The organism is Mesorhizobium terrae, assembly GCF_008727715.1.
Lineage (GTDB): Bacteria > Pseudomonadota > Alphaproteobacteria > Rhizobiales > Rhizobiaceae > Mesorhizobium > Mesorhizobium terrae.
In genome coordinates, this window is record NZ_CP044218.1 from 5,045,991 (window position 1) to 5,070,026 (window position 24,036).

27 protein-coding genes and 4 tRNA genes are annotated in these 24,036 nt (G+C 63.0%); 8 read left to right on the plus strand and 23 right to left on the minus strand.

From position 1 onward, the window contains the following. Positions 1-144: 144 nt before the first annotated feature. The 9 genes from rplL to tuf all read right to left on the minus strand — a co-directional run bounded on the left by rplL (position 145) and on the right by tuf (position 5,958). Positions 145-522 carry a 50S ribosomal protein L7/L12 gene (gene rplL, locus FZF13_RS25425; protein ID WP_024927086.1) on the minus strand — a complete coding sequence of 126 codons (378 nt, stop codon included), beginning with the start codon at positions 520-522 and terminating at the stop codon, positions 145-147. Positions 523-573: 51 nt separating this feature from the next. Further along, complete coding sequence (gene rplJ, locus FZF13_RS25430; RefSeq protein ID WP_024927085.1) at positions 574-1,092, minus strand: 50S ribosomal protein L10; 519 nt, start codon at positions 1,090-1,092, stop codon at positions 574-576. A 392-nt stretch (positions 1,093-1,484) separates the two neighbouring features. Beyond that, entirely contained in the window at positions 1,485-2,183 is a 699-nt protein-coding gene (rplA, locus tag FZF13_RS25435) for a 50S ribosomal protein L1 (RefSeq protein WP_024927084.1), read from the minus strand. Between the two features lie 4 nt (positions 2,184-2,187). Beyond that, the gene (rplK, locus tag FZF13_RS25440) at positions 2,188-2,616 is read right to left on the minus strand and encodes a 50S ribosomal protein L11 (protein WP_024927083.1); all 429 of its coding nucleotides are present in this window, start codon (positions 2,614-2,616) and stop codon (positions 2,188-2,190) included. Positions 2,617-2,787: 171 nt separating this feature from the next. Further along, positions 2,788-3,327 (minus strand): transcription termination/antitermination protein NusG, encoded by a 540-nt coding sequence (gene nusG, locus FZF13_RS25445; protein ID WP_024927082.1) that lies wholly within the window; start codon positions 3,325-3,327, stop codon positions 2,788-2,790. 25 nt (positions 3,328-3,352) lie between these two features. Then, positions 3,353-3,556, minus strand: a complete 204-nt coding sequence (gene secE / locus FZF13_RS25450; RefSeq protein ID WP_024927081.1) for a preprotein translocase subunit SecE — start codon at positions 3,554-3,556, stop codon at positions 3,353-3,355. Between the two features lie 343 nt (positions 3,557-3,899). Then, a tRNA-Trp gene (locus FZF13_RS25455) sits at positions 3,900-3,975 on the minus strand. A gap of 154 nt (positions 3,976-4,129) precedes the next feature. Further along, positions 4,130-4,612 carry a group II truncated hemoglobin gene (locus tag FZF13_RS25460; protein WP_024927080.1) on the minus strand — a complete coding sequence of 161 codons (483 nt, stop codon included), beginning with the start codon at positions 4,610-4,612 and terminating at the stop codon, positions 4,130-4,132. A 170-nt stretch (positions 4,613-4,782) separates the two neighbouring features. Next, positions 4,783-5,958 carry an elongation factor Tu gene (tuf, locus tag FZF13_RS25465; protein WP_065998099.1) on the minus strand — a complete coding sequence of 392 codons (1,176 nt, stop codon included), beginning with the start codon at positions 5,956-5,958 and terminating at the stop codon, positions 4,783-4,785. A gap of 357 nt (positions 5,959-6,315) precedes the next feature. Here tuf and FZF13_RS25470 point away from each other — a divergent pair, with 357 nt between their 5' ends. Continuing rightward, positions 6,316-6,546, plus strand: a complete 231-nt coding sequence (locus FZF13_RS25470; protein WP_024926512.1) for a DUF680 domain-containing protein — start codon at positions 6,316-6,318, stop codon at positions 6,544-6,546. A gap of 96 nt (positions 6,547-6,642) precedes the next feature. Here the strand turns inward: FZF13_RS25470 and FZF13_RS25475 are convergent, their stop codons facing one another. Next, on the minus strand, positions 6,643-6,897 hold the full coding sequence (locus tag FZF13_RS25475) for a GlsB/YeaQ/YmgE family stress response membrane protein (protein ID WP_024926513.1): 255 nt from the start codon (positions 6,895-6,897) through the stop codon (positions 6,643-6,645). A 134-nt stretch (positions 6,898-7,031) separates the two neighbouring features. On the opposite strand from FZF13_RS25475, the gene FZF13_RS25480 reads away from it, so the two are divergent. Next, a complete protein-coding gene (locus FZF13_RS25480; RefSeq protein ID WP_024926514.1) occupies positions 7,032-7,475 on the plus strand; it encodes a YidB family protein in 444 nt (147 codons plus the stop codon). Positions 7,476-7,564: 89 nt separating this feature from the next. Here FZF13_RS25480 and FZF13_RS25485 read toward each other — a convergent pair whose 3' ends face one another. Both FZF13_RS25485 and FZF13_RS25490 read right to left on the minus strand, forming a co-directional pair. Continuing rightward, positions 7,565-8,902, minus strand: coding sequence for a sensor histidine kinase (locus FZF13_RS25485; protein ID WP_307420660.1), 1,338 nt, complete (start codon positions 8,900-8,902; stop codon positions 7,565-7,567). Between the two features lie 131 nt (positions 8,903-9,033). Next, positions 9,034-9,708 (minus strand): response regulator transcription factor, encoded by a 675-nt coding sequence (locus tag FZF13_RS25490; RefSeq protein ID WP_024926516.1) that lies wholly within the window; start codon positions 9,706-9,708, stop codon positions 9,034-9,036. Positions 9,709-9,983: 275 nt separating this feature from the next. Here FZF13_RS25490 and FZF13_RS25495 point away from each other — a divergent pair, with 275 nt between their 5' ends. Then, a complete protein-coding gene (locus FZF13_RS25495) occupies positions 9,984-10,607 on the plus strand; it encodes a class I SAM-dependent methyltransferase (protein ID WP_024926517.1) in 624 nt (207 codons plus the stop codon). 259 nt (positions 10,608-10,866) lie between these two features. Here the strand turns inward: FZF13_RS25495 and FZF13_RS25500 are convergent. Beyond that, positions 10,867-10,940: transfer RNA gene (locus FZF13_RS25500), tRNA-Gly, on the minus strand. Positions 10,941-11,062: 122 nt separating this feature from the next. Continuing rightward, positions 11,063-11,147, minus strand: a tRNA-Tyr gene (locus FZF13_RS25505). A 210-nt stretch (positions 11,148-11,357) separates the two neighbouring features. Here FZF13_RS25505 and FZF13_RS25510 point away from each other — a divergent pair. After that, positions 11,358-12,206 (plus strand): TrmH family RNA methyltransferase, encoded by an 849-nt coding sequence (locus FZF13_RS25510; protein WP_024926518.1) that lies wholly within the window; start codon positions 11,358-11,360, stop codon positions 12,204-12,206. Between the two features lie 346 nt (positions 12,207-12,552). On the opposite strand, the gene FZF13_RS25515 is transcribed toward FZF13_RS25510, so the two are convergent. From FZF13_RS25515 to gcl, 3 genes are all read right to left on the minus strand, one after another. Further along, positions 12,553-13,437 carry a 2-hydroxy-3-oxopropionate reductase gene (locus FZF13_RS25515; protein WP_024926519.1) on the minus strand — a complete coding sequence of 295 codons (885 nt, stop codon included), beginning with the start codon at positions 13,435-13,437 and terminating at the stop codon, positions 12,553-12,555. 82 nt (positions 13,438-13,519) lie between these two features. Further along, on the minus strand, positions 13,520-14,317 hold the full coding sequence (otnI, locus tag FZF13_RS25520) for a 2-oxo-tetronate isomerase (RefSeq protein ID WP_024926520.1): 798 nt from the start codon (positions 14,315-14,317) through the stop codon (positions 13,520-13,522). Positions 14,318-14,362: 45 nt separating this feature from the next. Continuing rightward, positions 14,363-16,144 (minus strand): glyoxylate carboligase, encoded by a 1,782-nt coding sequence (gene gcl / locus FZF13_RS25525; protein ID WP_024926521.1) that lies wholly within the window; start codon positions 16,142-16,144, stop codon positions 14,363-14,365. Between the two features lie 212 nt (positions 16,145-16,356). Between gcl and bhcR the strand changes: the two genes are divergently transcribed. After that, complete coding sequence (gene bhcR, locus FZF13_RS25530) at positions 16,357-17,178, plus strand: HTH-type transcriptional regulator BhcR (protein WP_024926522.1); 822 nt, start codon at positions 16,357-16,359, stop codon at positions 17,176-17,178. A gap of 9 nt (positions 17,179-17,187) precedes the next feature. Here the strand turns inward: bhcR and FZF13_RS29080 are convergent, their stop codons facing one another. After that, positions 17,188-17,355, minus strand: a complete 168-nt coding sequence (locus FZF13_RS29080) for a hypothetical protein (RefSeq protein WP_162835315.1) — start codon at positions 17,353-17,355, stop codon at positions 17,188-17,190. 162 nt (positions 17,356-17,517) lie between these two features. Between FZF13_RS29080 and FZF13_RS25535 the strand changes: the two genes are divergently transcribed. Further along, positions 17,518-17,593 (plus strand) — tRNA-Thr (locus tag FZF13_RS25535). A gap of 220 nt (positions 17,594-17,813) precedes the next feature. Here FZF13_RS25535 and FZF13_RS29085 read toward each other — a convergent pair. Beyond that, the gene (locus FZF13_RS29085) at positions 17,814-17,963 is read right to left on the minus strand and encodes a hypothetical protein (protein ID WP_162835314.1); all 150 of its coding nucleotides are present in this window, start codon (positions 17,961-17,963) and stop codon (positions 17,814-17,816) included. Between the two features lie 243 nt (positions 17,964-18,206). Between FZF13_RS29085 and FZF13_RS25540 the strand changes: the two genes are divergently transcribed. Both FZF13_RS25540 and FZF13_RS25545 read left to right on the plus strand, forming a co-directional pair. Next, on the plus strand, positions 18,207-18,980 hold the full coding sequence (locus tag FZF13_RS25540; protein WP_024926523.1) for an NAD kinase: 774 nt from the start codon (positions 18,207-18,209) through the stop codon (positions 18,978-18,980). Positions 18,981-19,173: 193 nt separating this feature from the next. After that, the gene (locus FZF13_RS25545) at positions 19,174-20,694 is read left to right on the plus strand and encodes a DEAD/DEAH box helicase (RefSeq protein WP_024926524.1); all 1,521 of its coding nucleotides are present in this window, start codon (positions 19,174-19,176) and stop codon (positions 20,692-20,694) included. 96 nt (positions 20,695-20,790) lie between these two features. Here FZF13_RS25545 and FZF13_RS25550 read toward each other — a convergent pair whose 3' ends face one another. From FZF13_RS25550 to FZF13_RS25565, 4 genes are all read right to left on the minus strand, one after another. Then, positions 20,791-21,438 carry a YiaD family glycine zipper/OmpA-like lipoprotein gene (locus FZF13_RS25550; RefSeq protein WP_024926525.1) on the minus strand — a complete coding sequence of 216 codons (648 nt, stop codon included), beginning with the start codon at positions 21,436-21,438 and terminating at the stop codon, positions 20,791-20,793. A 169-nt stretch (positions 21,439-21,607) separates the two neighbouring features. Then, positions 21,608-21,976 carry a GFA family protein gene (locus FZF13_RS25555; RefSeq protein WP_024926526.1) on the minus strand — a complete coding sequence of 123 codons (369 nt, stop codon included), beginning with the start codon at positions 21,974-21,976 and terminating at the stop codon, positions 21,608-21,610. 72 nt (positions 21,977-22,048) lie between these two features. Next, positions 22,049-23,593 (minus strand): monocarboxylate uptake permease MctP, encoded by a 1,545-nt coding sequence (gene mctP / locus FZF13_RS25560; RefSeq protein WP_024926527.1) that lies wholly within the window; start codon positions 23,591-23,593, stop codon positions 22,049-22,051. Then, entirely contained in the window at positions 23,593-23,760 is a 168-nt protein-coding gene (locus FZF13_RS25565; protein WP_161773076.1) for a DUF3311 domain-containing protein, read from the minus strand. Before FZF13_RS25565 ends, mctP begins: the two co-directional genes overlap by 1 nt. Positions 23,761-24,036: the final 276 nt, after the last annotated feature.

The window sequence follows — 24,036 nt, forward strand, 5'->3', positions numbered from 1 at the left end:
GGTTGCCCCTCGCCTTGCGGCGCCGGGCCAGAACGGTTGAAAACCCGTTTCCTGAGAGCCGTCATCCGGCCCTCAGGAAAGAGGTTTTCACAGCGTCCTTTCAAGGACCGGCGGACGGCTGATGCCGTCCGCCGAAACCCTGAATTACTTCAGCTCGACCTTGGCGCCGGCTGCTTCCAGCTGGGCCTTGATCTTCTCGGCGTCAGCCTTGTTGGCGCCTTCCTTGACCGGCTTCGGAGCGGCCTCGACCAGGTCCTTGGCTTCCTTGAGGCCCAGGCCGGTGATGGCGCGCACTTCCTTGATGACTTCGATCTTCTTGTCGCCAGCGGCGGCCAGAATGACGTCGAATTCGGTCTTTTCCTCAGCCGGAGCAGCAGCAGCAGCACCGCCGCCAGCAGCAGCAACAGCCACCGGAGCGGCGGCCGAAACGCCCCACTTCTCTTCGAGGAGCTTCGACAGCTCAGCCGCCTCGAGGACGGTCAGCTTCGACAGGTCGTCTACGATCTTTGCCAGATCAGCCATTTTGATATTCCTTTATAAGGTTCGAACGTGTTGTTGTGATGAGGAACGGCCTCACGCCGCCTCGTCCTTCCGGGCATAGGCGCCAATGACGCGCGCGACCGAAGCCGCCGGTGCATTGACGATCTGAGCGATCCGGGTTGCCGGGGTGGCGATCATGCCAACCAGGCGGGCGCGCAGCTCGTCGAGCGACGGCAGCGAGGCAAGAGCCTTCACACCGTCGGCGTTGAGCGAGGTCGTGCCCATCGAGCCACCGAGAATGACGAGCTTGTCATTCCCCTTGGCGAAATCGGACGCGACCTTCGGCGCCGCAATCGGATCGTCCGAATAGGCAACCAGCGTCTGTCCCTTGAACAGATCGATGATGCTTTCGGATTCCGTGCCCTGAAGAGCGATCTTGGCGAGGCGGTTCTTCGCGACTTTGACGGTGCCGCCGGCCTGACGCATCTTCGTGCGAAGATCGTTCATTTGCGCGACGGTGATACCGGCATAGTGGGCCACGACGACTGAACCGGCGCCCTTGAAGGCGTCGTTCAGGCCCGTGACGAGTTCGCGTTTTTCCGCTCTGTCCACTGCCTATCTCCAGTTGACCACCTCCCCATTTGCGGGAAAGCAGTCGGGTTGCCTTTTGCCGGGCGGGCTATCCAGAAATTCCAGATCTCCCGAACGGCGCTCGAGGATCCTGCCCCCTTTCGCCACACCCGACAGGTTTCCCCGGCGCGATGCGCAGACAAAAGGCAAACACGGTTCGAACCTTCCATTGGAGCAGAGGCTCCGTTGTCTGGTCCTACCCCGTCTCATGCAGGCCGTATGATTAAGGTCCGCCCTTTCGGGACTAGGCCGCCTGCAATCTCGGACAGGATGCCGGATCTCTTTCGATTTCCGGCATCCGGGACCCGCTTGCGCGGAGCCCGGAATTCTTCAGGAGGATCAGCCCGCTAAAGGCCGATCCTCGATCAATCGTCTCAGGAAGCCGCGAGCGTCGCGACGTCCAGCTTGAGGCCCGGGCCCATCGTCGAGGTGACCGACACCTTCTTGACGTAGTTGCCCTTGGCGCCCGTCGGCTTGGCCTTGGTGACCGCATCGGCGAAGGCGCGGATGTTCTCTTCCAGAGCCTTGACCTCGAACGAGACCTTGCCGATGCCGGCGTGGATGATGCCAGCCTTCTCGACGCGGAACTCGACCGCGCCGCCCTTCGACGCCTTGACGGCGGCGGCGACATCGGTGGTCACGGTGCCGACCTTCGGGTTCGGCATCATGCCGCGCGGGCCGAGCACCTTACCCAGACGGCCGACGAGCGGCATCATGTCCGGGGTGGCGATGCAGCGATCGAAATCGATCGTGCCCTTCTGGACGATGTCGACCAGTTCTTCGGCGCCAACCAGATCGGCGCCGGCGGCCTTGGCTTCGTCAGCCTTGTCGCCACGCGCGAACACGGCGACGCGGACGTTCTTGCCGGTGCCGTTCGGCAGGTTGACCACGCCGCGGACCATCTGGTCGGCATGGCGCGGGTCGACGCCGAGGTTCATGGCGATCTCGACGGTCTCGTCGAACTTCACCTTCGAACGATCCTTGAGGATCTTGAGGGCCTCGCCCAGGGCATAGGCCTTGTTCGGGTCGATGCCTTCGCGGGTCTTGGCTACACGCTTTGCAATCTTTGCCATCGTCTTAGCCCACCACTTCCAGGCCCATCGAACGGGCGGAACCTTCGACCATGCGCATTGCTGCTTCCACGTCGTTGGCGTTCAGGTCCTTCATCTTCTTCTCGGCGATCTCGCGCACCTTGTCGCGGGCGATCGTGCCGGCCTTGACCTTGCCCGGCTCCTTCGAGCCCGACTTCAGGTTGGCGGCCTTCTTCAGGAAGTAGCTCACCGGCGGCGTCTTCATGACGAAGGTGAACGACTTGTCCTGGTAATAGGTGATGACGACCGGGATCGGAGATCCCTTCTCGAGTTCCTGGGTCTGCGCGTTGAACGCCTTGCAGAATTCCATGATGTTGATGCCACGCTGACCAAGCGCCGGGCCGATCGGGGGCGACGGAGTCGCAGAACCCGCGGCAACCTGGAGCTTGAGCTGGCCCGCTACTTTCTTAGCCATACTCTTTCCTGCCTTCAGTCATGCCGGCCTCTTCAGAACAAGAGAACACCGGCGGTTGCAGCCTGGTGGTTCGGTTCACGCGACCGGCTAAGCCGCGCTTGCCTCCCACCGCTCATGGCGACGCCAATGGCACCGCCCTCCGCCCCTCTTATCGAGGAGCGGAAATCCGGATCAGCCCTTTTCGACCTGACCGAATTCCAGATCGACAGGCACAGCGCGCCCGAAGATCGAAACTTCCACCTTGAGGCGGGCGCGCTCTTCGTCCACTTCCTGGACGAAACCGTTGAACGAGGCGAATGGCCCGTCCGAAACGCGCACCTGCTCGCCGATCTCGAAGGTAACCGACTGCTTCGGCCTTTCGACGCCTTCCTGCACCTGGTGCAGAATGCGCTCGGCTTCCTTGTCGGTGATGTGCATCGGCTTGGCCGTATGCTTGTCTTCACCGAGGAAACCCGTGACGCGCGGCGTGTTCTTCACCAGCGAGATGACCGCGTCGTTGAGCTCGGCCTTCATCAGCACGTAGCCCGGGAAGAACTTGCGCTCGGCGTCCACCTTCTTGCCGCGTCGAACCTCGACGACCTTCTCGGTCGGCACGACGATCTGCTCGATCCTCTCCGACAGGCCCTTCTGCTTGGCCTTGTTTTCGATGTCTTCAGCGACCTTCTTTTCGAAGTTCGAATAAGCGTGAACGATGTACCACCGCGCAGTCATCTATGAATTCCCTGTCCTGGTGGTCTTATTTGCCGATGCCGAGGATCATCTCGACCGCCAGACCCATGATCTGATCGGCAGCAAAGAAGAAGATCATGGCGATCGCAGCGAAGGCCAGAACCATGACCGTCGAAATCACCGTTTCGCGCCTGGAAGGCCAAGTGACCTTGGCGGTTTCCGCCCGCACCTGCTGAAGGAAGACGAAAGGATTGGATGTCTTCGACGCCATGTCCGCTCTGCTTTCAAGACCCGTTGACCGGATCTCCTGGATGATCCCGCCGGCCGGGACGTACCGCCGGATCGAATTCCAAGCCGAATCAGCAGGCCTTCGATCCATGCAAATCAGACGCGCAAAGCCGGCTTCCCAGCTCCACGCGTCGCGTGTCTGTCATGTCTACATAAAACCGATTCTTGATCCACGCAAGTGGCAAGCTTCCGCTTTATGACCAAACGCCGCATCGGAACCATCCAGTCGTTCCGTCCCGGCTATGGGGCCCTTATGCCCGAGAAACGCTCATATGGCAAGGCTTACGCCTGTTTCAAGGCCTGCGCTTCCGGGAATTTCGGGAGACTGGCAGGGGCAGCAGGGCTCGAACCCGCGACCTGCGGTTTTGGAGACCGCCGCTCTACCAACTGAGCTATACCCCTACAAATTGCTGCGCATCATCTGCGCGGCAGGCGCTTCCTAGAAGCTTCCGCGCCGTCTGTAAAGAGCCGTTTGCGCGTTGATGCCAGCCTATTGCGCGTCGATGCCGGCGCAGCAATTGCTGCGGGCACGAAGGCTCCCGGCTTCGCCTCGCTCTCAACTTTTGGCGGGCGGCGTGTAGGGCCCACCCGGCACGCCCCAACCCCATTGCGGCATCGGTTCCTGCTCGGGATCGCAGGTGGCGCCGAGCGTGGAGTTCATCCTGGCGAGGCGCGAGCCCCACTCGATATAGGCGGCGAAGGCGGAGCGGAATTCCGGATCGTCGGGCAGACCGACCTCGTCGGCGGCGTCCATCAACAGGCTGATCCAGCGGCGGCGCTGCTCCTCGGTCAGATGCCTGTCGAGATGGTGCATCACCATTTCACGATGGCCGCCATGCTGTTCGGAATAGGTCTTCGGCCCGCCGAACACCTCGCCGATGAAGGCCGCGACATGGGCGGGGTGATCCGACGACATCGCCTTGAACACCGGGCCGACGACAGGGTCCTTCGCCACCTTGGCATAAAAGGTGGCAGTCAGGCGGTTGAGGTTTTCGGACCCGCCGGCCCAATCGTAAAGTGTGGGTACATCCGCGGCCATGTCCGTCGTTTCCCTCGATTGTTCGAGCGACGACTGTCCCGGAATGGAGACAAGGACGCAAGCTGGCCGGACGGGCAGCAAAGCCCTCCATTCCCAATTGAACAATCGCCATCCCAAAACAAAAGGGCGACCCGAAGGCCGCCCTTTCGATTGGTCAATTGAAACGCCGATTACTCGACGATCGAAGCAACAATTCCTGCACCAACCGTGCGGCCGCCTTCACGGATAGCGAAGCGCAGCTTCTCTTCCATGGCGATCGGCACGATCAGCTCGACGTCAACGGTGATGTTGTCGCCAGGCATAACCATCTCCGTACCAGCCGGCAGCGTCACGATGCCGGTCACGTCCGTCGTGCGGAAGTAGAACTGCGGACGGTAGTTGGTGAAGAACGGCGTATGACGGCCGCCCTCTTCCTTGGTCAGGATGTAGGCTTCTGCCTTGAACTTCTTGTGCGGCTTCACGGTGCCGGGCTTGGCCAGAACCTGGCCGCGCTCGACGCCTTCACGGTCAACGCCGCGCAGCAGCGCGCCGATGTTGTCGCCGGCCTGGCCCTGGTCGAGCAGCTTGCGGAACATCTCGACGCCCGTGCAGGTCGTCTTCGAGGTCGGACGGATGCCGACGATTTCCAGCTCCTCGCCAACCTTGACGATGCCGCGCTCGACGCGACCGGTCACGACCGTGCCGCGGCCCGAGATCGAGAACACGTCCTCGATCGGCATCAGGAACGGCTTGTCGATCGGACGCTCAGGCGTCGGGATGTAGGCGTCGACCTCTTCCATCAGCTTGCGAACCGCGTTCTCGCCGATCTCCTTGTTGCTGTCCTCGAGAGCAGCCAGAGCCGAACCCTTGACGATCGGAATGTCGTCGCCCGGGAACTCGTACTTCGACAGAAGCTCGCGCACTTCCAGCTCGACCAGCTCGAGAAGCTCGGCGTCGTCGACCTGGTCGACCTTGTTCAGGAACACAACGATCGCCGGAACGCCGACCTGACGGGCGAGCAGGATGTGCTCGCGGGTCTGCGGCATCGGGCCGTCGGCGGCCGAAACGACCAGGATCGCGCCGTCCATCTGGGCAGCGCCGGTGATCATGTTCTTCACATAGTCGGCGTGGCCGGGGCAGTCGACGTGGGCGTAGTGGCGGGCCGGCGTCTCGTATTCGACGTGCGCCGTCGAGATCGTGATGCCGCGCGCCTTCTCTTCCGGAGCCGCGTCAATCTGGTCGTACGGGCGGTATTCGCCAAAATACTTCGTGATCGCCGCCGTCAGCGACGTCTTGCCGTGGTCAACGTGACCAATCGTGCCAATGTTCACATGAGGCTTCGTACGCTCGAATTTACCTTTTGCCATAGTCTCTTTCCTTGGACGGCCTGGACCTACGTTCAGTCGGATGCGCGGCGATTAGCGACAAAGGTCCAAAAACACAAGCCTCTTGTGGCCGGCGTCCGGACCCCGTCTGGATGCCGCCAGCGACGTGGGCAGGTTCAGTGCTGTGGATTTCCGTACATGTAGGAATTTTCACCTAGCGCGCAAGGGTATGTCGTCCCCTTGCGAAACCTGCCGAAACGCTCACAGCCAACCAACGATCTCGTGACCGGGCGCGAGGTTCTTGTGATTGGAAGCGCTGCCGACCCCGCCCCATCTCCGTCTTACCGAACGGTGCGATCCATCCGGGTGCAGCCGTTGTCTGGCAAAAAGGAGTATCCCATGAAGAAGATCGTCCTCATCGCCGCTGCCCTTGTCGTTGCGGCCTCCGGCAGCGCCTTCGCCGCGAACCAGAAGCCGCGTCCGCACAAACAGCAGGCCGTCGAGCAGGTCGACACCTCGACGACCGCGTCCACCAGCCAGATGTATGCCACGCCGCGCGTTTCGCCGACCGACAGGGATCCGTTTAAGATACCGGATGCCGGTTACGGACAGGGCATCTGGGGCAACTGACGATTGCCCAAAAACGCTCGGTGCAAATCGAGAAAGCGCGCCGCGGACCATGCCCGCGGCGCCCGAAACGCTTCGGAATTGACGGCGGCTACAGCGTCAGGCGCTGCGGCCACTGATGGCGTGATATGCCCACAACACAACGACAGCGCCGATCACGGCCACGATCAGGCTGTAGATATTGAGGCCGGTGACCCCCGCCGCGCCGAACGCGCTGAAGATGACGCCGCCGACGACCGCGCCGACAACGCCGAGCACGATATCCATCAGGAAGCCCTGACCACTCTTATTGACGATCTTGCTGCCGATGAAACCGGCGACCACGCCGAGGATAATCCAGCTGATGATTCCCATTGCGTTGCTCCATTCGCCCCCAGGCACCGAGACATTTCCATAGGACGCGGCAAAGCTCAAGCTGGCCTTGAATTTCGGCGGCGGACGGGCAATTGTCAGGGCGGGCCGGGTAACGTTCACAACGGAGATCCACGATGGGACTGTTCGACAACGCCGTTCCGGGCGGCAATATCACCAAGCCCCTGATGATCGCATTGGGCGCCCTGCTGGTCGGGAAAATGCTCAGCGGCGGCGGCTCTTCCTCACAGCAACAGGCTGCCCCCGCCCCGGCGGGCGGCGCCTCCGACGGCGGGCTGCTCGGCGGGCTTGGCGGCTTGCTCGACAAGCTGAAGGACGCCGGGCACGGCCAGACCGCCGATTCCTGGGTCGGCACCGGGCAGAACCAGTCGATCAACGCCAATGATCTCGGCCAGGCGCTGGGGCCGCAGGTCATCAAAGAGATCGCCGCCCGCACCGGCATGGACGAGCAGGAATTGCTGAAACAATTGTCCACCGCCCTGCCGGGCGTCGTCGACAAGCTCACCCCGAACGGTCAGGTGCCGTCGCGCAACCAGCTGGAATCTCTGTTCGGCAACTGAGGCCGGACAATTCTTGACCATTGAAACGGGCGCTACGGCGCCCGTATTTCGTCCGGATCGCGAAGCCGGCATTCCGCCGGTGCTTCTCGCTAACTATCGCTTTGACGTTCCGGGCACCTGGAAACTGGCGGGAAAATCATGCGCAGGCAGGCTCCCTTCGCCAGAGCGTCGGCTACCATCACGCGCCCGCCATGCAGTTCGACGATCGCCTTGACGAGGTTGAGGCCCAGGCCGGTCCCCTGACCGTGTGGCTGCAATCTGTGGAACGGCTCGAATACCCGCTCGCGATCGTTTGACGGAATGCCGGCGCCTTGATCACGCACTTCGATTGTCGCTGGAGCCGATATCTGCACTGTAATGGTGCCGCGTCTGCCGCCATAGTCGATGGCGTTTTGCAGCAAGTTGGTCAGCGCCCGTTCCAATGCAAGCTGGTCGCCCGAAACGACGGCGTGTTCGATATCGGTGTGGAACTCCATCTCATAGCCCGCCGAAAAGCCGAGCGGGCCCATGTCGAGCAGGACCTGCCGACCGATAGCGACGAGATCGACAGGCGCGAAACGGTCGGCCTGCTTGTCGAGGCGCTGCAGGTCGAGGAGTTGTTCGGTCAGGGTCGCCAATCGCGCAACATCTTCGCCCAGCCGCGCCTTTTCCGAACCGGTCGGCAGGGCCGCGACGCGCATGCTCAAAATGGCGACCGGCGTGCGCAGTTCATGTGCGGCATCCGCCAGGAAACGCTGGTGGCGTTCATAGCCCTCGTCGAGCCTGCCCAGCGCATCGTTGATGGCCTTGATCAGGGCGAGCACCTCCGAGGGGGCGTTGTCCACTGAAAGGCGCGTGGCGTGGCGGTCGATATCGATGCTTGCAGCCTGTTTTGCCGCATCGCTCAGCCCGGCAAGCGCACCACGCACCACAATCGGGGTGGCAACAAGAACGCCGACCGCGATGATGATCATGATCGGCACGACGAGCTTCAGAAACACCAGCGAAATGCCTAAGACGATTATGTGCGCAGGCGCCGCCGCTGCCGAGCCGGTCATGATCTGGACCTCGCCGGCGGCCGTGTCGATCCAGCGAACCCGTGCCGTCGGCAGATCGGCCGGGTCCCATATGTTCCAGCCAAGCCTTGCCTGGCCGATATCGTCGAGCGCATCGCCGATGGCGCTGAATTGCGGCGGAACGACGCCTTCGACAAGGCGATCACCCCGCCGGTCGTGAATGACAAACCACAAATCGGGTATCGCGGTTCGCAGAGCGATGATGTCGGCCGTTTGCCGCAGTTTCAGCGCGCCGCCGGGCGCGCGTTCCACAGCGGGGCCGAGAATTTCGATGGTGTTGTCGGGGGATTTGAAGTCGAAGAGATTGCCCGACCAGAAAAGCACGGCCATGACCGCAAGCAAGATGGTTGCCTGCAGTGTCAGCAAGCGCACGATCAATTGTCGCTTCAGCGTGCGGACCGGTCTCGCGGATCGGCCGCTTTGCCGCCTGATCTGCCGCCCGATATGACCGGAGATGTTTTCCTTAATGCCTTGTATGGCGCTTGGAATTCGCTCGGCAGTGATCATGGAACTTCTCGCAGCACATAACCGACGCCGCGGATGCCATTGACGACAACGCCCGCCTCGGCGTCGAGCAGCTTGCGGCGCAGACGGGAGATGTGGGTGTCCAGAGTGTTGGCCTGGATATCGTCGTCCAGGCCGAATACCGCCTCCATCAATGCCGGGCGGGGCACCATGCGCCCCATGCGGCGCATCAGGGCCTCCAGCACCAAAAGCTCACGGCGCGGCAAATCCAGCGGCATGCCGTCGACGCGCACGTCGCGCTGGTCGACGTCGAGCGTCAGCCGCCCAAGCCCGAGCGTGTCGGGCTGAACGTGACCCGGTCGCCTGAGGACGGCGCGCAACCGGGCCAGCAATTCCTCCAGGGCGAAGGGCTTGGCCAGGTAGTCGTCGGCGCCGCCGTCCAGGCCGGCGATGCGTTCGGCGAGGTTGCCGCGCGCCGTCAGCACGATAACCGGCATGGTCTTGCCATGCCCCCTGAGCAACGGAATGAGGGAGAGGCCGTCGCCGTCGGGCAGGCGCCTGTCGAGCAGGACGGCGCCGTGAACGCCTGCCATGGCTATGTCCATCGCCTGTGCGACGGTCAGTGCACGGTCGACGATCATGTCGTGTTTCTTCAGCGCCGCGCAAAGGGCCGAGGCGAATTCCGGCTCATCCTCCACCAAAAGCAGCCGCATGATTGTCCTTCTCAAAGCCGCTTGGTGGACCCGATCGCCAAGGCGCGGCCCCAACAATCATGGATCGACTGCTTGCCGGCAGCGCGCTTGTGACCGCGGCGCAAGATGGTGCCTGGAGCGTCGGCTCGCTCGGGCAAACCGCCAAAACATCCCGAGAAGCTCCTGGCCCGTAAGCCCTGAACCTTGCGGCAACATGACGTCGCCGTGCAATGCAGATGCCAGAGCGGCTTGCGACGAGGGTCTGGAACCCCCTCAGACCCGCAGAGCCGATCACCATGTTTCAGTCCGACATCATCACCTTTCTTCGCGCCTGGCTTACCGCACCCTTGCGCGTCGCCGCCGTCGCGCCATCCAGCCCGGCCTTGGCCAGGCTGATGACCAAGGAACTCACCTCAGGGAGCGGACCGGTTATCGAATTAGGGCCGGGCACCGGCGCTTTCACCCGCGCCCTCATTGCCTGCGGGTTGCAGCAGCGCGATCTGACGCTCATCGAATATGGCGCGGAGTTCGCCACGCTGCTCCAGCACCGTTTCCCCGACGCGCGCGTCGTGAACATGGATGCCGCCGATCTCGGCAGGGCCGGCCTGTTCTCGCGGCCCGACGTCGGCGCCGTCATCAGCGGCCTGCCGCTTCTGTCGATGCCCACCCACAAGGTCATCGCCATCCTTTCCGGCGCCTTTACCTATCTGAAGCCTGGCGGTGCCTTTTATCAATTCACCTACGGTCCGCGCTGCCCCGTACCCGACCGCATCCTCAAACCGCTCAATCTAAGGGCGGTGCATATCGGCCGCACCCTCCGCAACATCCCACCGGCGGCCGTCTACCGGATTGAACGCTGCGCCCAGGCAAATGACCTTGGACAGAAGGTGTTGCGGGCCGTTGCGGATAGCCGCGGCTGACATTTCCGCCAGACCGATCCGAACCGTTCCGTCGCCTGGCAAAAACAGAGCCAGGCGCCACGCGCCGAGACATATCCTCCCGCTCAGCATTTGTTCAAAACACCGTCATTGCGCAGCGATATCTCCACGACAACAGCCTAAAGGAAATCGCGCCGCAGCGGCTGCAAGGTCGAATCTCAGGCAGTGGTACGTCCGTGAAACGGCAGTGACCAGCTCAGCGAGCCAAATCGCAAAATAGCGCTGATTTCCATGGGAGATTTGGAGCGGGTGAAGGGAATCGAACCCTCGTATTCAGCTTGGAAGGCTGCTGCTCTACCATTGAGCTACACCCGCGCCGCGTCCGCATCCATAGATGAGATGGCGGCGTTCTAAAAGCCCGTTCCGCGAGAAATTTCGTCGCTGCGCCGCAGTCGGGCGCGGCGTGGTCGTCAAGCGAAATTCCTTAAAGGAAAGAGTGGTGGGAGAAGTAGGACTCGAACCTACGAAGGCGTAGCCAGCGGATTTACAGTCCGCCCCCTTTGCCGCTCGGGACATTCTCCCGTAACCGTTGCCATGCTCCGTTGAAGGAGCCGGCCTGCCCGATACCGGGCCGGAAACCGGGTGCCTTATGGCGGCTGGTACCTTATGTGTCAACCGCACTGTGATTGTTTTTCATGGCAAGTTTTGGCTTGCGCATCTGTCTTGTGCAGTTAGCCGGCCGAACACCATCGAAATATGGGCAAAGGCCGCCACTACCGCTATAGAGGCCCCATGACAGACGATAAGAAAACCGGCACCGCCAAAGACACGCACTACGCCAAGCTGCGGCGCGCGCATCGCGACGAAAAGAGCGGCGGCGCGCCCGCCTTCCGGCCGCGTCCTAAGGTCGGGCCCGGTGAAGCCGCGGCCAACGGGCTGGTCAGGCTCTACGGGCTGCACACGGTGCGCGCCGCGCTCGACAATCCCGGCCGCCGCATCCGCTCCATGCTGGTGACACGCAACGCGCTGGAGCGGCTGGGCATCGCCGACATCGCCGCCCTGCCCTTCAAGGCCGAACTGGTCGAGCCGCGCGAGATCGACAAGGTGACCGGCTCCGACGCCGTGCACCAGGGCGTGCTGATCGAGGCCGAGCCGCTCAAGCCGAAGCGGCTCGATGCGCTTGGCGACACCAGGCTGGTGCTGGTGCTCGACCAGGTGACCGACCCGCACAATGTCGGCGCTATACTGCGCTCGGCCGTGGCCTTCGGCGCCGGCGCGCTGATCACCACCGCGCGCCACAGCCCGCAGGAAAGCGGCGTTTTGGCCAAATCCGCCTCCGGCGCGCTGGAGCATATCGACCATATCGAGGTGAAGAACCTGGCCGACGCCATCGGCGAACTGCACGCGGCCGGTTTCCAGACGATCGGCCTCGATTCGGACGGAGCGGCGGAGCTCGAAAAAACTTTCTCGGGCGAGAAGATCGCGCTGGTGCTGGGCGCGGAAGGAAAAGGCCTGCGCCAGAAGACCCGCGAGACGGTGACGGCGCTGGCCAGGCTCGACATGCCGGGCGTCATCCGCTCGCTCAATGTCTCCAACGCGGCGGCGGTTGCGCTCTACGCGGTGCGGCGCTTTCTCGGCTGAGCAAACATCGCCTCGCCAAAAAGAATGCCCTCGCGTTGGGAAACGAGGGCAAGGGCTTGCGCCTGAACGGAAATCGGCTGCGAGCATCTGGCGGCCTGATTGGCGGCACGCCGATACCGCATCGAGATCGGTTTGATCCACCTCGCCCGCCGCAAGGCAAAACGAGGTGGATCAAGAGGCGGTCCGCCACTCCCAAGGTGAACCGCAATCGGGAACCCTGCTCTCCTGCACCGCCGGGGGCACCGTCTCCCCCAGGCACGACCCAAGGCAGGGAGACGTATTGCGGCGGACCTCAAAACGGAGCGCACCCGAGAAGGATGCGCTCAGGGGAGAGGTTCCCTTAGTCCTAAGCCACCTCGTGGCCGGCCATGCGCTCCAGCGCCTTGACGAGGCCGGAGTGGTCGTCCCTGGCGTCGCCATTGGCCGCGCAGGAATTGAACAGCTGCTGCGTGGTCGATGTGTTCGGAAGCGCGACGCCGAGCGACTTCGCGCCCTCCAGCGCCAAGTTCAGGTCCTTCTGGTGCAGTTCGATGCGGAAGCCCGGCGCGAAGGTGCGCTTGACCATGCGATCGCCATGCACTTCGAGGATGCGCGAATTGGCGAGCCCGCCCATCAGCGCCTGCCGCACCCTGGCCGGATCGGCACCGGCCTTGGAGGCGAACACCAGCGCTTCGGCGACGGCCTCGATGGTCAGCGCGACGATGATCTGGTTGGCCACCTTGGCGGTCTGACCGGAGCCGTTCGGGCCGACCAGCGTGATGTTTTTGCCCAGCCGCTCGAAGATCGGCTTGGCGCGCTCGAACGAGGCTTCCTCCCCGCCAACCATGATGGCAAGCGAAGCAGCCTTGGCGCCGACTTCGCCACCCGACACCGGCGCATCGAGATAATCGGCACCCGTCGTCTTGACCTTGGCGGCGAATTCCTTGGTGAAGATCGGCGAGATCGAGCTCATGTCGACAACGAGCTTGCCCTTCGACAAGCCTTCGGCGACGCCCTTGGCGCTGAACAGAACCTCCTCGACCTGCGGCGTGTCGGGAACCATCACGATGATGATGTCGGCCGCGCGCGCCACCGCGTCATTGCCGGTGACGACCTTGATGCCCTTGGCCGAAAGCTCGGCCGACGGCTTGGCGAAGTGATCGGTCGTGACCACTTCGTAGCCCGCGTCGAGCAGGTGTCCCGCCATCGGCGCGCCCATGATGCCGAGGCCGATGAAACCGATCTTTTCCATTGTCATTTTCCTTTCGATGTCGGTCGTTCTCGCGGCTGTCAGGCTCGCGCCGTGCCAGCGAGGGGAATATCCGTGAACCCGGTCAGGCCGCTGCGCTGCCCTTGCCGGCGAATGGCTTGAACCAGCCGAGGCCTGCCTCGGTGCCGGCCTTCGGCTTGTATTCAGCGCCGATCCAGCCCGAATAGCCGATGCGGTCGATGTGGTCGTAGAGGAAGGGATAGTTGATCTCGCCCGTCCCCGGCTCGTTGCGTCCGGGATTGTCCGCCAGCTGGATATGCGCGATGCGGCCGAGATTGGCCTCGATGGTCCGGGCGAGATCCCCCTCCATGACCTGCATGTGGTAGATGTCGTATTGCAGATAGAGGTTCTTCGAATTGACGCGCGCGATGATGTCGAGCGCCTGTCTGGTGTTGGTCAGGAAGAAGCCCGGAATGTCGTGCGTGTTGATCGGTTCGATCAAAAGCTTGATGCCGGCCTGCTCCAGCTTCTCGGCGGCGAAGCCGAGGTTTTCGACAAAAACGTTCTCCAGTGCCTGGGAAGCGACGCCAGCCGGGGCGATGCCGGCCAGGCAGTTTATCTGCTCGCAGCCCAGCGCATGGGCGTAGGTGATGGCCTTGGCCACGCCCTGGCGGAATTCGTGGATGCGCTCGGGGAGAACGGCGATGCCGCGCTCGCCCTTGGCCCAGTCGCCCGGCGGCAGGTTGAACAGGACCTGGGTCAGGCCGTTCTTCTTCAGGCGCGCGGCGACCGCCTCCGGCGCATGGTCATAAGGGGCGATGTATTCGACACCCTTGAAGCCGGCGCGAGCCGCCGCATCGAAGCGATCGAGGAATTCGTGCTCGTTGAAGAGCATCGAAAGATTGGCTGAAAACCGTGGCATAGCGGAACTTCCTTGGAATTTGAGTCAACGCGTTGAGAAACTGATTCAATCGAGCAGCACGATCGCGGTGGGGGCGTCTTCGTTCTTCTCGGCGAGGTCCTCGAACTCGGTGATGTTGTTGATCTCGGTGCCCATGGAGATGTTGGTGACACGCTCCAGGATGAATTCCAGCACGACCGGAACCTGATGTTCCTGCATCAGCCGCTCCGCCTCCTTGAAGGCGCCGGCGAATTCTTCCGGTTTCGAGACACGAACCGCCTTGCAGCCCATCGCCTCTGCAACCGCGACATGGTCGACGCCGTAGCCCGCCTGCGGATCATCCTTCCTGTTCTGGTTTTCGAAGGCAAGCGAGACCTCGAAGTCCATCTGGAAGCCGCGCTGTGCCTGGCGAATAAGGCCGAGATAGGCGTTGTTCACGACGACGTGGATGTAGGGCAGCTTGTGCTGGGCACCGGCGGCCAGCTCCTCGATCATGAACTGGAAGTCGTAGTCGCCCGACAGCGCGACGATATAGGCGTCGGGGTTGGCAGCGCGGACGCCAAGGGCCGCGGGCAAAGTCCAGCCGAGCGGGCCGGCCTGGCCGCAATTGATCCAGTTGCGCGGCTTGTAGACATGCAAGAACTGCGCGCCAGCGATCTGGCTGAGCCCGATCGTGGTGACGTAGGTGGTGTCGCGCGGGAACGCCTTGTTCATCTCCTCGTAGACGCGCTGCGGCTTCAGCGGCACCTGGTCGAAATGCGTCTTGCGCTTCATGGTCTTCTTGCGAGCCTGGCATTCCTTCGCCCAGCCCGACCAGTCGCGCAGCTTGCCGGCCGTCTTCCACTCGGTGGCGACGTCGAGCAGCGCTTTCAGCGCCGCGCCCGCATCGGAGACCAGGCCAAGGTCCGGCGCGAAGACGCGGCCGATCTGGGTCGGTTCGATGTCGATGTGGATGAACTTCTTGCCCTTGGTGTAGACATCGACCGAGCCGGTGTGGCGATTGGCCCAGCGATTGCCGATGCCGAAGACGAAATCGGCCTCCAGCATGGTCGCGTTGCCGTAGCGGCGCGAGGTCTGCAGGCCGCACATGCCGGCCATCAGGCGGTGATCGTCCGGGATCGCGCCCCAGCCCATCAGCGTGGGTACGACCGGAACGCCGGTGATCTCGGCGAATTCGATGAGCAGGTCGGAAGCGTCGGCGTTGATGATGCCGCCACCGGCGACGATCAGCGGCTTCTCGGCCTTGTTCAGCATGGCCAGCGCCTTTTCGGCCTGGCCGCGGGTCAGGGCCGGCTTGGCGACCGTCATCGGTTCATAGGCGTCGATGTCGAACTCGATCTCTGCAAGCTGAACGTCGATCGGCAAGTCGACCAGGACCGGGCCCGGACGGCCCGTACGCATCAAATAAAACGCCTTCTGCAGCGTCATCGGAACCAGATAAGGCTCCATGACGGTGACCGCCCATTTGGCGACGGGTGCTGCGATCGCCGCGATGTCGACGGCCTGGAAATCTTCCTTGGTGAGGCGGGCACGCGGCGCCTGGCCGGTGATGCAAAGGATCGGAATGGAATCCGCCGAAGCCGAATAGAGGCCGGTGATCATGTCGGTGCCGGCCGGGCCGGAGGTGCCGATGCACAGGCCGATATTGCCTGATTTGGCGCGGGTGTAGCCTTCCGCCATATGCGAGGCGGCCTCGACGTGGCGGGCCAGCACATGGCGAATGGTGCCCCTCGCTTTCAGCGCCGAATAGAACGGATTGATGGCGGCGCCGGGCACGCCGAAACCGCAGGAGATCCCCTCCTTCTCGAGAACGAGAACAGCCGCATCGACGGCGCGCATCCTGGCCATGTGTAAGCCCTCCAAACCGAGTGATGTTCGAATGACCGGAGTCTGCCAGCGCCGAGGCTATTTTTCAATTTTTCCAGAATATTTTTTCATTTTTCAATTTCTTCGACTACTAATTGTTTCTAAACGATTATTCGTTTTCCAGATAATTGTCCTCGCCACGATATGAAAAACTTTTTTATTGAAGTTCGGCCGATAACGGTGACAATGCCGGCATGGAACCGACCGAAAAACGCCAGCGCGGCCGTCCGCGCGCCTTCAATGCCCCGTCGGATGCGGCGCAGGTGCAATCCCTGGACCGCGCGCTGCGCATCCTCGCCATCGTCGCGGAAGGCAGCGGCCTGTCGCTCTCCGAGATCGCCAATGCGTCGGGTATCGCCGCCTCCACCGCCTATCGCATGCTGACCACGCTGGAGGCGCATGGCATGGTCGAGTTCGACAAGAGCGACCAGCTCTGGTCGATCGGGGTCGAGACCTATCGCATGGGCGCCGCCTTCCTGCGTCGCCGCAAGCTGGTCGACCGCGCCCGCATCGTCATGCAGGAATTGATGGAAAGGACCGGCGAAACCGCCAATCTCGGTCTTGCCGAGGATGATTGCGTGGTTTTCGTCAGCCAGGTCGAGACGCATCAGGCGATCCGCGCCTTCTTCAGGCCGGGCACGCGCAGCCCGTTCCATGCGTCGGGTATCGGCAAGGCGGTGCTGGCCTATCTCGACGGCGACCGCGTCGCCGCCATCAGCCGCAAGGCCGGGCTCGAGGCCTTCACCGGCAAGACCTTGTCCACCCTGCCCGCGCTGGCGCTCGACCTGAAGACGATCCGCGAACGCGGCTGGTCGGTCGACGACGAAGAGCGCAACCTCGGCATGCGTTGCGTCGCGGCCGCCATTTTCAACGAGTTCGGCGAGCCGGTCGGCGGTGTTTCAGTGTCGGGACCGACCGCTCGGGTCACGCCGGACCGCCTGGCCGAGATCGGCCCCCTGGTGCGCGACGCGGCGGCGGAGGTGACCAAGATGATCGGCGGCAGCGCGCCGGACTGACCGTCGTCCTCAGCCAATGCCGGTGACGTGGCGCAGCCAGAATGCCAGGACGATGAAACCGATGACGAAGCTGACGCCGGTCCAGTCGACATTCGCCCCCTTGACGGCGTTGTACAGCTTCATGACCAGCACCCACACGGCCAGCACGATCAGGACGACAAAGACGATCCGGAGCATCACCAATCCCCGCGCAACGACGCCCACGAGGAGCGCCAGCAAAGGATATAGGCATGGAGCCCGCCGATTTCATGCCGGTGGCGGCAAATGCCCAAATCTCGACACGCGCGGCGTCGACAAATATCTTTACTGGAACGGCAAATATGCTAACCGGAGCGCCGTGCCCTTGTAGCTCAGCTGGTAGAGCAGCGGTTTTGTAAACCGAAGGTCGGCGGTTCGATCCCGTCCGGGGGCACCATTTTCTCTATCTCACGCGAGTTCGCTTCGCTCACCGCTCCGATGGGGCGGCCTGTTGGGCCGACGGACAGTCGTCCTTGCGAATCCCGCGGGTTCGATCCTGCGCCGGAGAGGTGCGCCATTCCCGATCCCACTTCAGCTTGTTTCGCTTGCCGCTCCGATGGAGCGACGGGCTACCGCCCTCGCGAATCCCGTGGTTTCGACCCTTCCCGACTGCCTTTTCAGCGCTTGTTCAGGCACGGCATCAGGATGCCGCTGCATTTCGAGACGACGGGTTCATTCATCTGGTCCGAAGCCCTGACGACGATTGAGAACATGACGGCAAACGAGCCGAGCATCAGGAACAGGATCATCAGGCGTGACAAGGGCAAAGCGCAGCTCTCGAAAATGTGGCCCCCGCCTCCCGATTGCTGTCCTTAGCATGACCAAAGCAAATTTCCGAAAAATTAAGACAGGTTTTAACCATGTTTTCGGCAGGGTCGCGATGCCGCGGTTCTGGTCCGGGAGCGGCAACATCGTCACCACCGCCCGCGTCACACCCTTTGCAGGCACGCATCACGCATGCTACCCCGCGACGGGCGATGCCGAGGATCACCAATCGCCAGCCGGGGACCATGACGAACACCGCAAGCCGCCTCGCCTTCGTTTCCTCCGACACCGACGACGCCAAGGCAGCGCTCGAGCGGCTGTCAGCCCGTTATGGCCAGGCTCCGGTGGACGAAGCCGATACGATCGTGGCGCTGGGCGGCGACGGCTTCCTGTTGCAGACGCTGCGCGACACGATGAGCACGGGTAAGCGCGTCTTCGGCATGAACCGCGGCACGATCGGCTTCCTGATGAACGAGTTCCGTGAGAAGAACTTGCCCGAACGCATCGCGAAGGCCGTGCCCGAAACCATCCGCCCGCTCGAAATGGTGGCGACCGGCGCCGATGGCGAGACCGTCTCGGCGCTTGCCATCAACGAGGTGGCGCTGTGGCGCCAGTCCTATCAGACCGCCAAGATCCGGATCGCGGTGGACGACCATGTCAGGCTGGAGGAATTGAGCTGCGACGGCGTCATGATCGCCACGCCGGCCGGCTCGACCGCCTATAATCTCTCCGCCCACGGCCCCATCCTGCCGCTCGACGCGCCGCTGCTCGCGCTGACGCCGGTGAGCCCGTTCCGGCCGCGGCGCTGGCGCGGCGCGCTGCTCTCCAACCGGGCGACGGTGCGCTTCGACATCCTCGAGGCGGAAAAACGTCCGGTGAACGCCGCCGCCGACCACACGGAAGTGAAGGCGGTGACCTCGGTGACGGTGCGGGAATCGCTGACCGCGACCGCCACTTTGCTGTTCGATCCCAACCATTCCTGGGACGAGCGCATTCTCGCCGAACAATTCCGCTATTGAGCGTCCCGCCCGCCTTGACGGCGTGCTTCGCGGCCCCACATTAAGGTTGACCCACGCAATCGCGCGGTTTCCGGCCCGTTTGTGTTGACAAAACGCGGACTTGCGCCTATCGCCGTGCAGCATATCGCAGACGCGGGGCGTCTGCCGCGACGGAAGCCGCCGCGCTCCCAATACAAGCCAAAGACAGCAAAACTTGTCCTCAGACACCCAGACCGCTCAAGAAGCGTTGCTTTTTTCCGACCTCGGCCTCTCGCCAAAGGTCCTCTCTGCCGTCACCGATGCCGGATACACACAGCCGACGCCAATCCAGGCCGGCGCGATCCCGCACGCGCTGACCGGCAAGGACGTGCTCGGCATCGCCCAGACCGGTACCGGCAAGACCGCTTCCTTCGTGTTGCCGATGCTGACGCGCCTGGAAAAGGGCCGCGCCCGGGCCCGCATGCCGCGCACGCTCATCCTGGAGCCGACGCGCGAACTCGCCGCGCAGGTCGAAGAGAATTTCGTCAAATACGGCAAGAACCATAAACTCAACATCGCGCTTCTCATCGGCGGCGTCTCGTTCGACGAGCAGGACAAGAAGCTGGAGCGCGGTGCCGACGTTCTCATCGCCACGCCTGGCCGCCTGCTTGACCATCGTGAGCGCGGGAAGCTGCTTCTGAATGGTGTCGAGATCCTCGTCATCGACGAGGCCGACCGCATGCTCGACATGGGCTTCATCCCCGACATCGAGCGCATCTGCGAGATGATCCCGTTCACCCGCCAGACGCTGTTCTTCTCGGCGACGATGCCGCCCGAGATCACAAAGCTGACGGAAAAGTTCCTGCACGCGCCGGTCCGCGTCGAGGTTGCCAAGGCCGCCACGACCGCCGACACCGTGACCCAGCGCCTGGTCAAGTCCGGCTCGAAGCCGTGGGACAAACGCGAGGTGCTGCGCGATCTGATCCGGCAGGAAGAAGACGGCTTGAAGAACGCCATCATCTTCTGCAACCGCAAGGTCGAGGTTTCGGAGCTGTTCCGCTCGCTGGTGAAATACGATTTCAATGCCGGTGCGCTGCATGGCGACATGGACCAGCGCGCCCGCATGACCATGCTGTCCAACTTCCGCGACGGCAAGCTGAAGCTGCTGGTCGCCTCGGACGTCGCGGCGCGCGGTCTCGACATCCCCGATGTCAGCCACGTCTTCAACTACGATGTGCCGATCCATGCCGAGGACTACGTCCACCGCATCGGCCGCACCGGCCGTGCCGGCCGTTCCGGCAAGTCCTTCACCATCGTGACCAAGTCGGACGGGAAATATGTCGACGCGATCGAGAAGCTGATCGGCAAACAGATCGAATGGCATGACGGCGACATGTCGACCCTCGTCGTCAAGGAAGACGATAGCGAAACGCCGCGCCGCGGCCGTGGCGCGCCGCGCCGCGCCGGCCGCAAGGATGGCGACGACCGCCGCAAGGGCAAGCGCGACGACAAGCGCGCCGCCAACGAGAACACCGAAGAACAGGCCGTGGCGGATGCGCCGGCTGTCGAAAATGACGAGCGCCGCGCGCGCAAGGATGCGATCCGCACCGAGAACGCCGGCCGCAAGGAACAGCGGCCCGACCCCCGGCCGCAGCGCGACCAGCGTCCGCATCGCCGCCGCGAGGAAGAGAACGACGCCACCGTTGGTTTCGGCGACGACATGCCGGCTTTCATGAAGATCGTGGCGAAGGTCTGATCGCGCCGCTACGAAAACCGGCTCAAGCCCCACCATCGAGACAGACAAAAACGGCCCCGAAACGGGGCCGTTTTTGTATGCGTGAATCGCCCTGCCTCAGGTGAGCGGCGAGAGCTGGATTTCGACGCGGCGGTTCTGCGCGCGGCCGGCAGGGGTGTTGTTGGGCGCAACCGGGCGCGTCGCACCGAAACCGGTGACGGCGAAGCGCCGGGAATCGACACCCTGCGCCGACAGGTAGTTCGCGACCGAAAGCGCGCGACGCTGCGACAGGTCGAAATTGTGCTGGGCGCCACCGGTGGAATCGGTGTGGCCGAACACGTCGACTGTCGTCTGGTTGTACTTCTTGAGCACCAGGGCCACCGAATTCAGCACCGGATAGAAGGTCGCCTTCACCGCGTCCTGGTCGGTGTTGAACGTCACGTCGGACGGCATGTTGAGGATGATCTGGTTGCCGGCGCGGGTGACGGAGACGCCGGTGCCCTCCAGCTGCTGGCGCAGCGCATTCTCGTTCTGATCCATCACCGAGCCGATGGCACCGCCGGCCAGCGCGCCGATGCCGGCGCCGATCAAGGCATTGCGACGGTCGTTACCGCCGGCCAAGGTGCCAAGTGCTGCACCCGCGAGACCGCCGAGAACGGCGCCGCCCGCGGTGTTGGAAACCTTCTGCTCGCCCGTATACGGATCGGTGGTGCAGGCGCTGGCCAGCACGGCAACGGCCACCAGGCTGAGCACTGTCTTCTTCATGGGATACCCCTCTCCAAGCTGCGGCCGCGACTCGCCGGCCGGGCCACTGATTAGACGCGCTTCTAGCACGAATTGCGGCGAAAACCGGAACACCAAATGGCAAGCACCGGGGATTTGCCCGGCGCTTCGGCCAATTTTTCGATGAGGGGAAAAAACGATCTTCGGCCCGTCACCAGAGATTTTTGCCATCGATCACGACCACCTCGACCTCGTCGAGGTCGAAATCGTCGAACAGGCGTGCGTTGACGCTGATCTTGGGGTTGTCGAAGTCAGGCTCTCCGGTCGACCAGTCCGGCGTCTGGGTGAAGGTGCCGCAACCGCAGACGGCGCAGAAGCCGTGTTTGATGGTCTTGGAACCCCAGCGATAGAAGCTCACGTTCTGCGGCGCGCTGGTCAGCTTGAACTGGTCCGGGGTGTAGTAGGCCCAGAGCGCGCCGCGCTTGGAACAGAAGGAACAGGTGCACTGCGTCACCGTCCCGGGCGCATCCGACACTTCGAATGTCGTGGCCTTGCAGTGACAGCTTCCCTTGACGATCATCATGTCTCTCCTTCCGTGGCGCGGCAACCAGGCCGCAACACACCATAGAGGGGCCCTCCTGACAACTTAACGTCAGGAGGCCGCCCGGGCGTCCTCGTAGTCGGCGTCGCGCGTCTCGTCCGGCGCGTCGTTGGGCAGGATCAGCGAGAACACCGCGCTGACCGCGATGTTGACCAGCACCGCCAGCAGCCCGGTATAGACCGCGAAACCCGACCAGAGCGGGGTGAGCGGAGTCAGCGCGTAGGAGAACGCTATCCAGGTGCCGAGCACCATTCCGGCGATCCAGCCCATCAAAAGGGCCCAGCCGCCGAACCAGCGCGTGTAGAGACCGAAGATCAGCGCCGGGAAAATCTGGATCATCCAGACGCCGCCGAGCAATTGCAGGTCGATGGCGAATTTGGTCGGCATGAAAATGATCACCGCCAGCGCGCCGATCTTGACGATGAGCGACACCAGCTTGGCAAGGAAGGCTTCGCGGCGCGCCGACAGGTCCGGCTCGACAAAGGGCTTCCAGACATTGCGGGTGAAGGTGTTGGCGGCGCCGATCGACATCACCGCAGCCGGCACCAGCGCACCGATGGCGATGGCAGCGAAAACGAAGCCGGCGAACCAGGCCGGGAATTGCTTGAGGAACAGCTGGGGCACGACCTGCTGGGCATTGTCGACCTTGATGCCTGCCGCATGGCCCATCAGCCCGAGCAGCGCGATGAGGCCGAGGATCAGCGAATAGGCCGGCAGGGCGATGGCGTTGCGGCGGATCGCCTTCGGGCCGGAGGCCGAGAGCACGCCGGTCATCGAATGCGGATACATGAACAGCGCCATCGCCGAACCCAGCGCAAGGGTGATGAACGGCCAGATCTGTTGCGGCTGCAGGATAAGGCCTGTCGCGGCCGGTTTGCCTGCGGCAATGGCGGCGTCGTTTTTCGCCTGGAAGACGGTCGCGGCCGCGTCGAAGATCGCGCCATAGCCGCCAAGCTGTATCGGGATGATGATCACGGCTGCGATGACGAAGACGTAGATCATCACGTCCTTGACGACGGCGATCATCGCCGGCGCCCGCAACCCGCTCTTGTAGGTGTAGAGGGCGAGGATGACGAAGGCGATGGTGAGCGGCAGGTGCGACAATATCCCCTGCCCGGAGAAGCCGAGCGCCTGGATGACGATCTCCATGCCGACGAGTTGCAGCGCGATATAGGGCATGGTGGCGAGCAGGCCGGTGAAAGCGACGGCCAGCTCAAGCCATTTGTTGCCGTAGCGGCCGAGTATGTAGTCGGCGCCAGTCAGATAACCGCGCCGGTGGGTGACATTCCACAAGCGCGGCATGGTGAGGAAGATGAACGGATAGATGAGGATCGTGTAGGGCACGGCGAAGAAGCCGTAGGCACCGACGGCGTAGACGAGGGCCGGCACCGCGATCACCGTATAGGCGGTGTAGAGGTCGCCGCCGAGCAGGAACCAGGTGATCCAGGAACCGAAGCGGCGCCCGCCCAGACCCCATTCGTGCAACTGGTCGAGGTCGCCGGCTTTCCAGCGCGAGGCGACAAAGCCGAGGATGGTGACCAGGGCGAAGAAGAAGACGAAAACGATGGTCGCCGGCCAGTTGAGATTGTCGATCATCACCGGCCCACCCTGGATGCGAGGTAGATGAACAGTGATGAGACCGGGATCAGGACCAGCAGGAACCAGTAGAAGAACGGGAACCCGAACAGTCTCGGATCGACCGCGTTATAAAACGGCGCAATGACCGCCAATATGCAGGGAATGAGAAGCAAGACGTAACGCACTGGCGCCTCCTCGGTGCCCATTGGGCACGCTCGCCGTAAGCGACAGTGCTGTCGGAACCAGGATCGGTCCGACAGATTTCGCTCCCAATTTCGCCGAGTCCCCCATCGCGCGAATTGCAGTGGAGCTTCTGCGGACACAGGCGAAATGTCCAGCGTGCTTTGCGCCGGACGCCAGCTCCTCAACAGTCCTCTGCGAAGCCTGTTTGGGTCATCGGCAGGCGGTTCAAGAACGGTTCTGCCAAATAATGAAAAGCGCCGGCCTTTCGACCGGCGCCT

Bases quoted from the DNA above. Each gene is read 5' to 3' on its own strand.
- rplL (WP_024927086.1), bottom strand. From the start codon at position 522: ATGGCTGATCTGGCAAAGATCGTAGACGACCTGTCGAAGCTGACCGTC.
- rplA (WP_024927084.1), bottom strand. From the start codon at position 2,183: ATGGCAAAGATTGCAAAGCGTGTAGCCAAGACCCGCGAAGGCATCGAC.
- rplK (WP_024927083.1), bottom strand. From the start codon at position 2,616: ATGGCTAAGAAAGTAGCGGGCCAGCTCAAGCTCCAGGTTGCCGCGGGT.
- nusG (WP_024927082.1), bottom strand. From the start codon at position 3,327: ATGACTGCGCGGTGGTACATCGTTCACGCTTATTCGAACTTCGAAAAG.
- secE (WP_024927081.1), bottom strand. From the start codon at position 3,556: ATGGCGTCGAAGACATCCAATCCTTTCGTCTTCCTTCAGCAGGTGCGG.
- FZF13_RS25460 (WP_024927080.1), bottom strand. From the start codon at position 4,612: ATGGCCGCGGATGTACCCACACTTTACGATTGGGCCGGCGGGTCCGAA.
- tuf (WP_065998099.1), bottom strand. From the start codon at position 5,958: ATGGCAAAAGGTAAATTCGAGCGTACGAAGCCTCATGTGAACATTGGC.
- FZF13_RS25470 (WP_024926512.1), top strand. From the start codon at position 6,316: ATGAAGAAGATCGTCCTCATCGCCGCTGCCCTTGTCGTTGCGGCCTCC.
- FZF13_RS25475 (WP_024926513.1), bottom strand. From the start codon at position 6,897: ATGGGAATCATCAGCTGGATTATCCTCGGCGTGGTCGCCGGTTTCATC.
- FZF13_RS25480 (WP_024926514.1), top strand. From the start codon at position 7,032: ATGGGACTGTTCGACAACGCCGTTCCGGGCGGCAATATCACCAAGCCC.
- FZF13_RS25490 (WP_024926516.1), bottom strand. From the start codon at position 9,708: ATGCGGCTGCTTTTGGTGGAGGATGAGCCGGAATTCGCCTCGGCCCTT.
- FZF13_RS25495 (WP_024926517.1), top strand. From the start codon at position 9,984: ATGTTTCAGTCCGACATCATCACCTTTCTTCGCGCCTGGCTTACCGCA.
- FZF13_RS25510 (WP_024926518.1), top strand. From the start codon at position 11,358: ATGACAGACGATAAGAAAACCGGCACCGCCAAAGACACGCACTACGCC.
- FZF13_RS25515 (WP_024926519.1), bottom strand. From the start codon at position 13,437: ATGGAAAAGATCGGTTTCATCGGCCTCGGCATCATGGGCGCGCCGATG.
- otnI (WP_024926520.1), bottom strand. From the start codon at position 14,317: ATGCCACGGTTTTCAGCCAATCTTTCGATGCTCTTCAACGAGCACGAA.
- gcl (WP_024926521.1), bottom strand. From the start codon at position 16,144: ATGGCCAGGATGCGCGCCGTCGATGCGGCTGTTCTCGTTCTCGAGAAG.
- bhcR (WP_024926522.1), top strand. From the start codon at position 16,357: ATGGAACCGACCGAAAAACGCCAGCGCGGCCGTCCGCGCGCCTTCAAT.
- FZF13_RS29080 (WP_162835315.1), bottom strand. From the start codon at position 17,355: ATGCTCCGGATCGTCTTTGTCGTCCTGATCGTGCTGGCCGTGTGGGTG.
- FZF13_RS25540 (WP_024926523.1), top strand. From the start codon at position 18,207: ATGACGAACACCGCAAGCCGCCTCGCCTTCGTTTCCTCCGACACCGAC.
- FZF13_RS25550 (WP_024926525.1), bottom strand. From the start codon at position 21,438: ATGAAGAAGACAGTGCTCAGCCTGGTGGCCGTTGCCGTGCTGGCCAGC.
- FZF13_RS25555 (WP_024926526.1), bottom strand. From the start codon at position 21,976: ATGATCGTCAAGGGAAGCTGTCACTGCAAGGCCACGACATTCGAAGTG.
- mctP (WP_024926527.1), bottom strand. From the start codon at position 23,593: ATGATCGACAATCTCAACTGGCCGGCGACCATCGTTTTCGTCTTCTTC.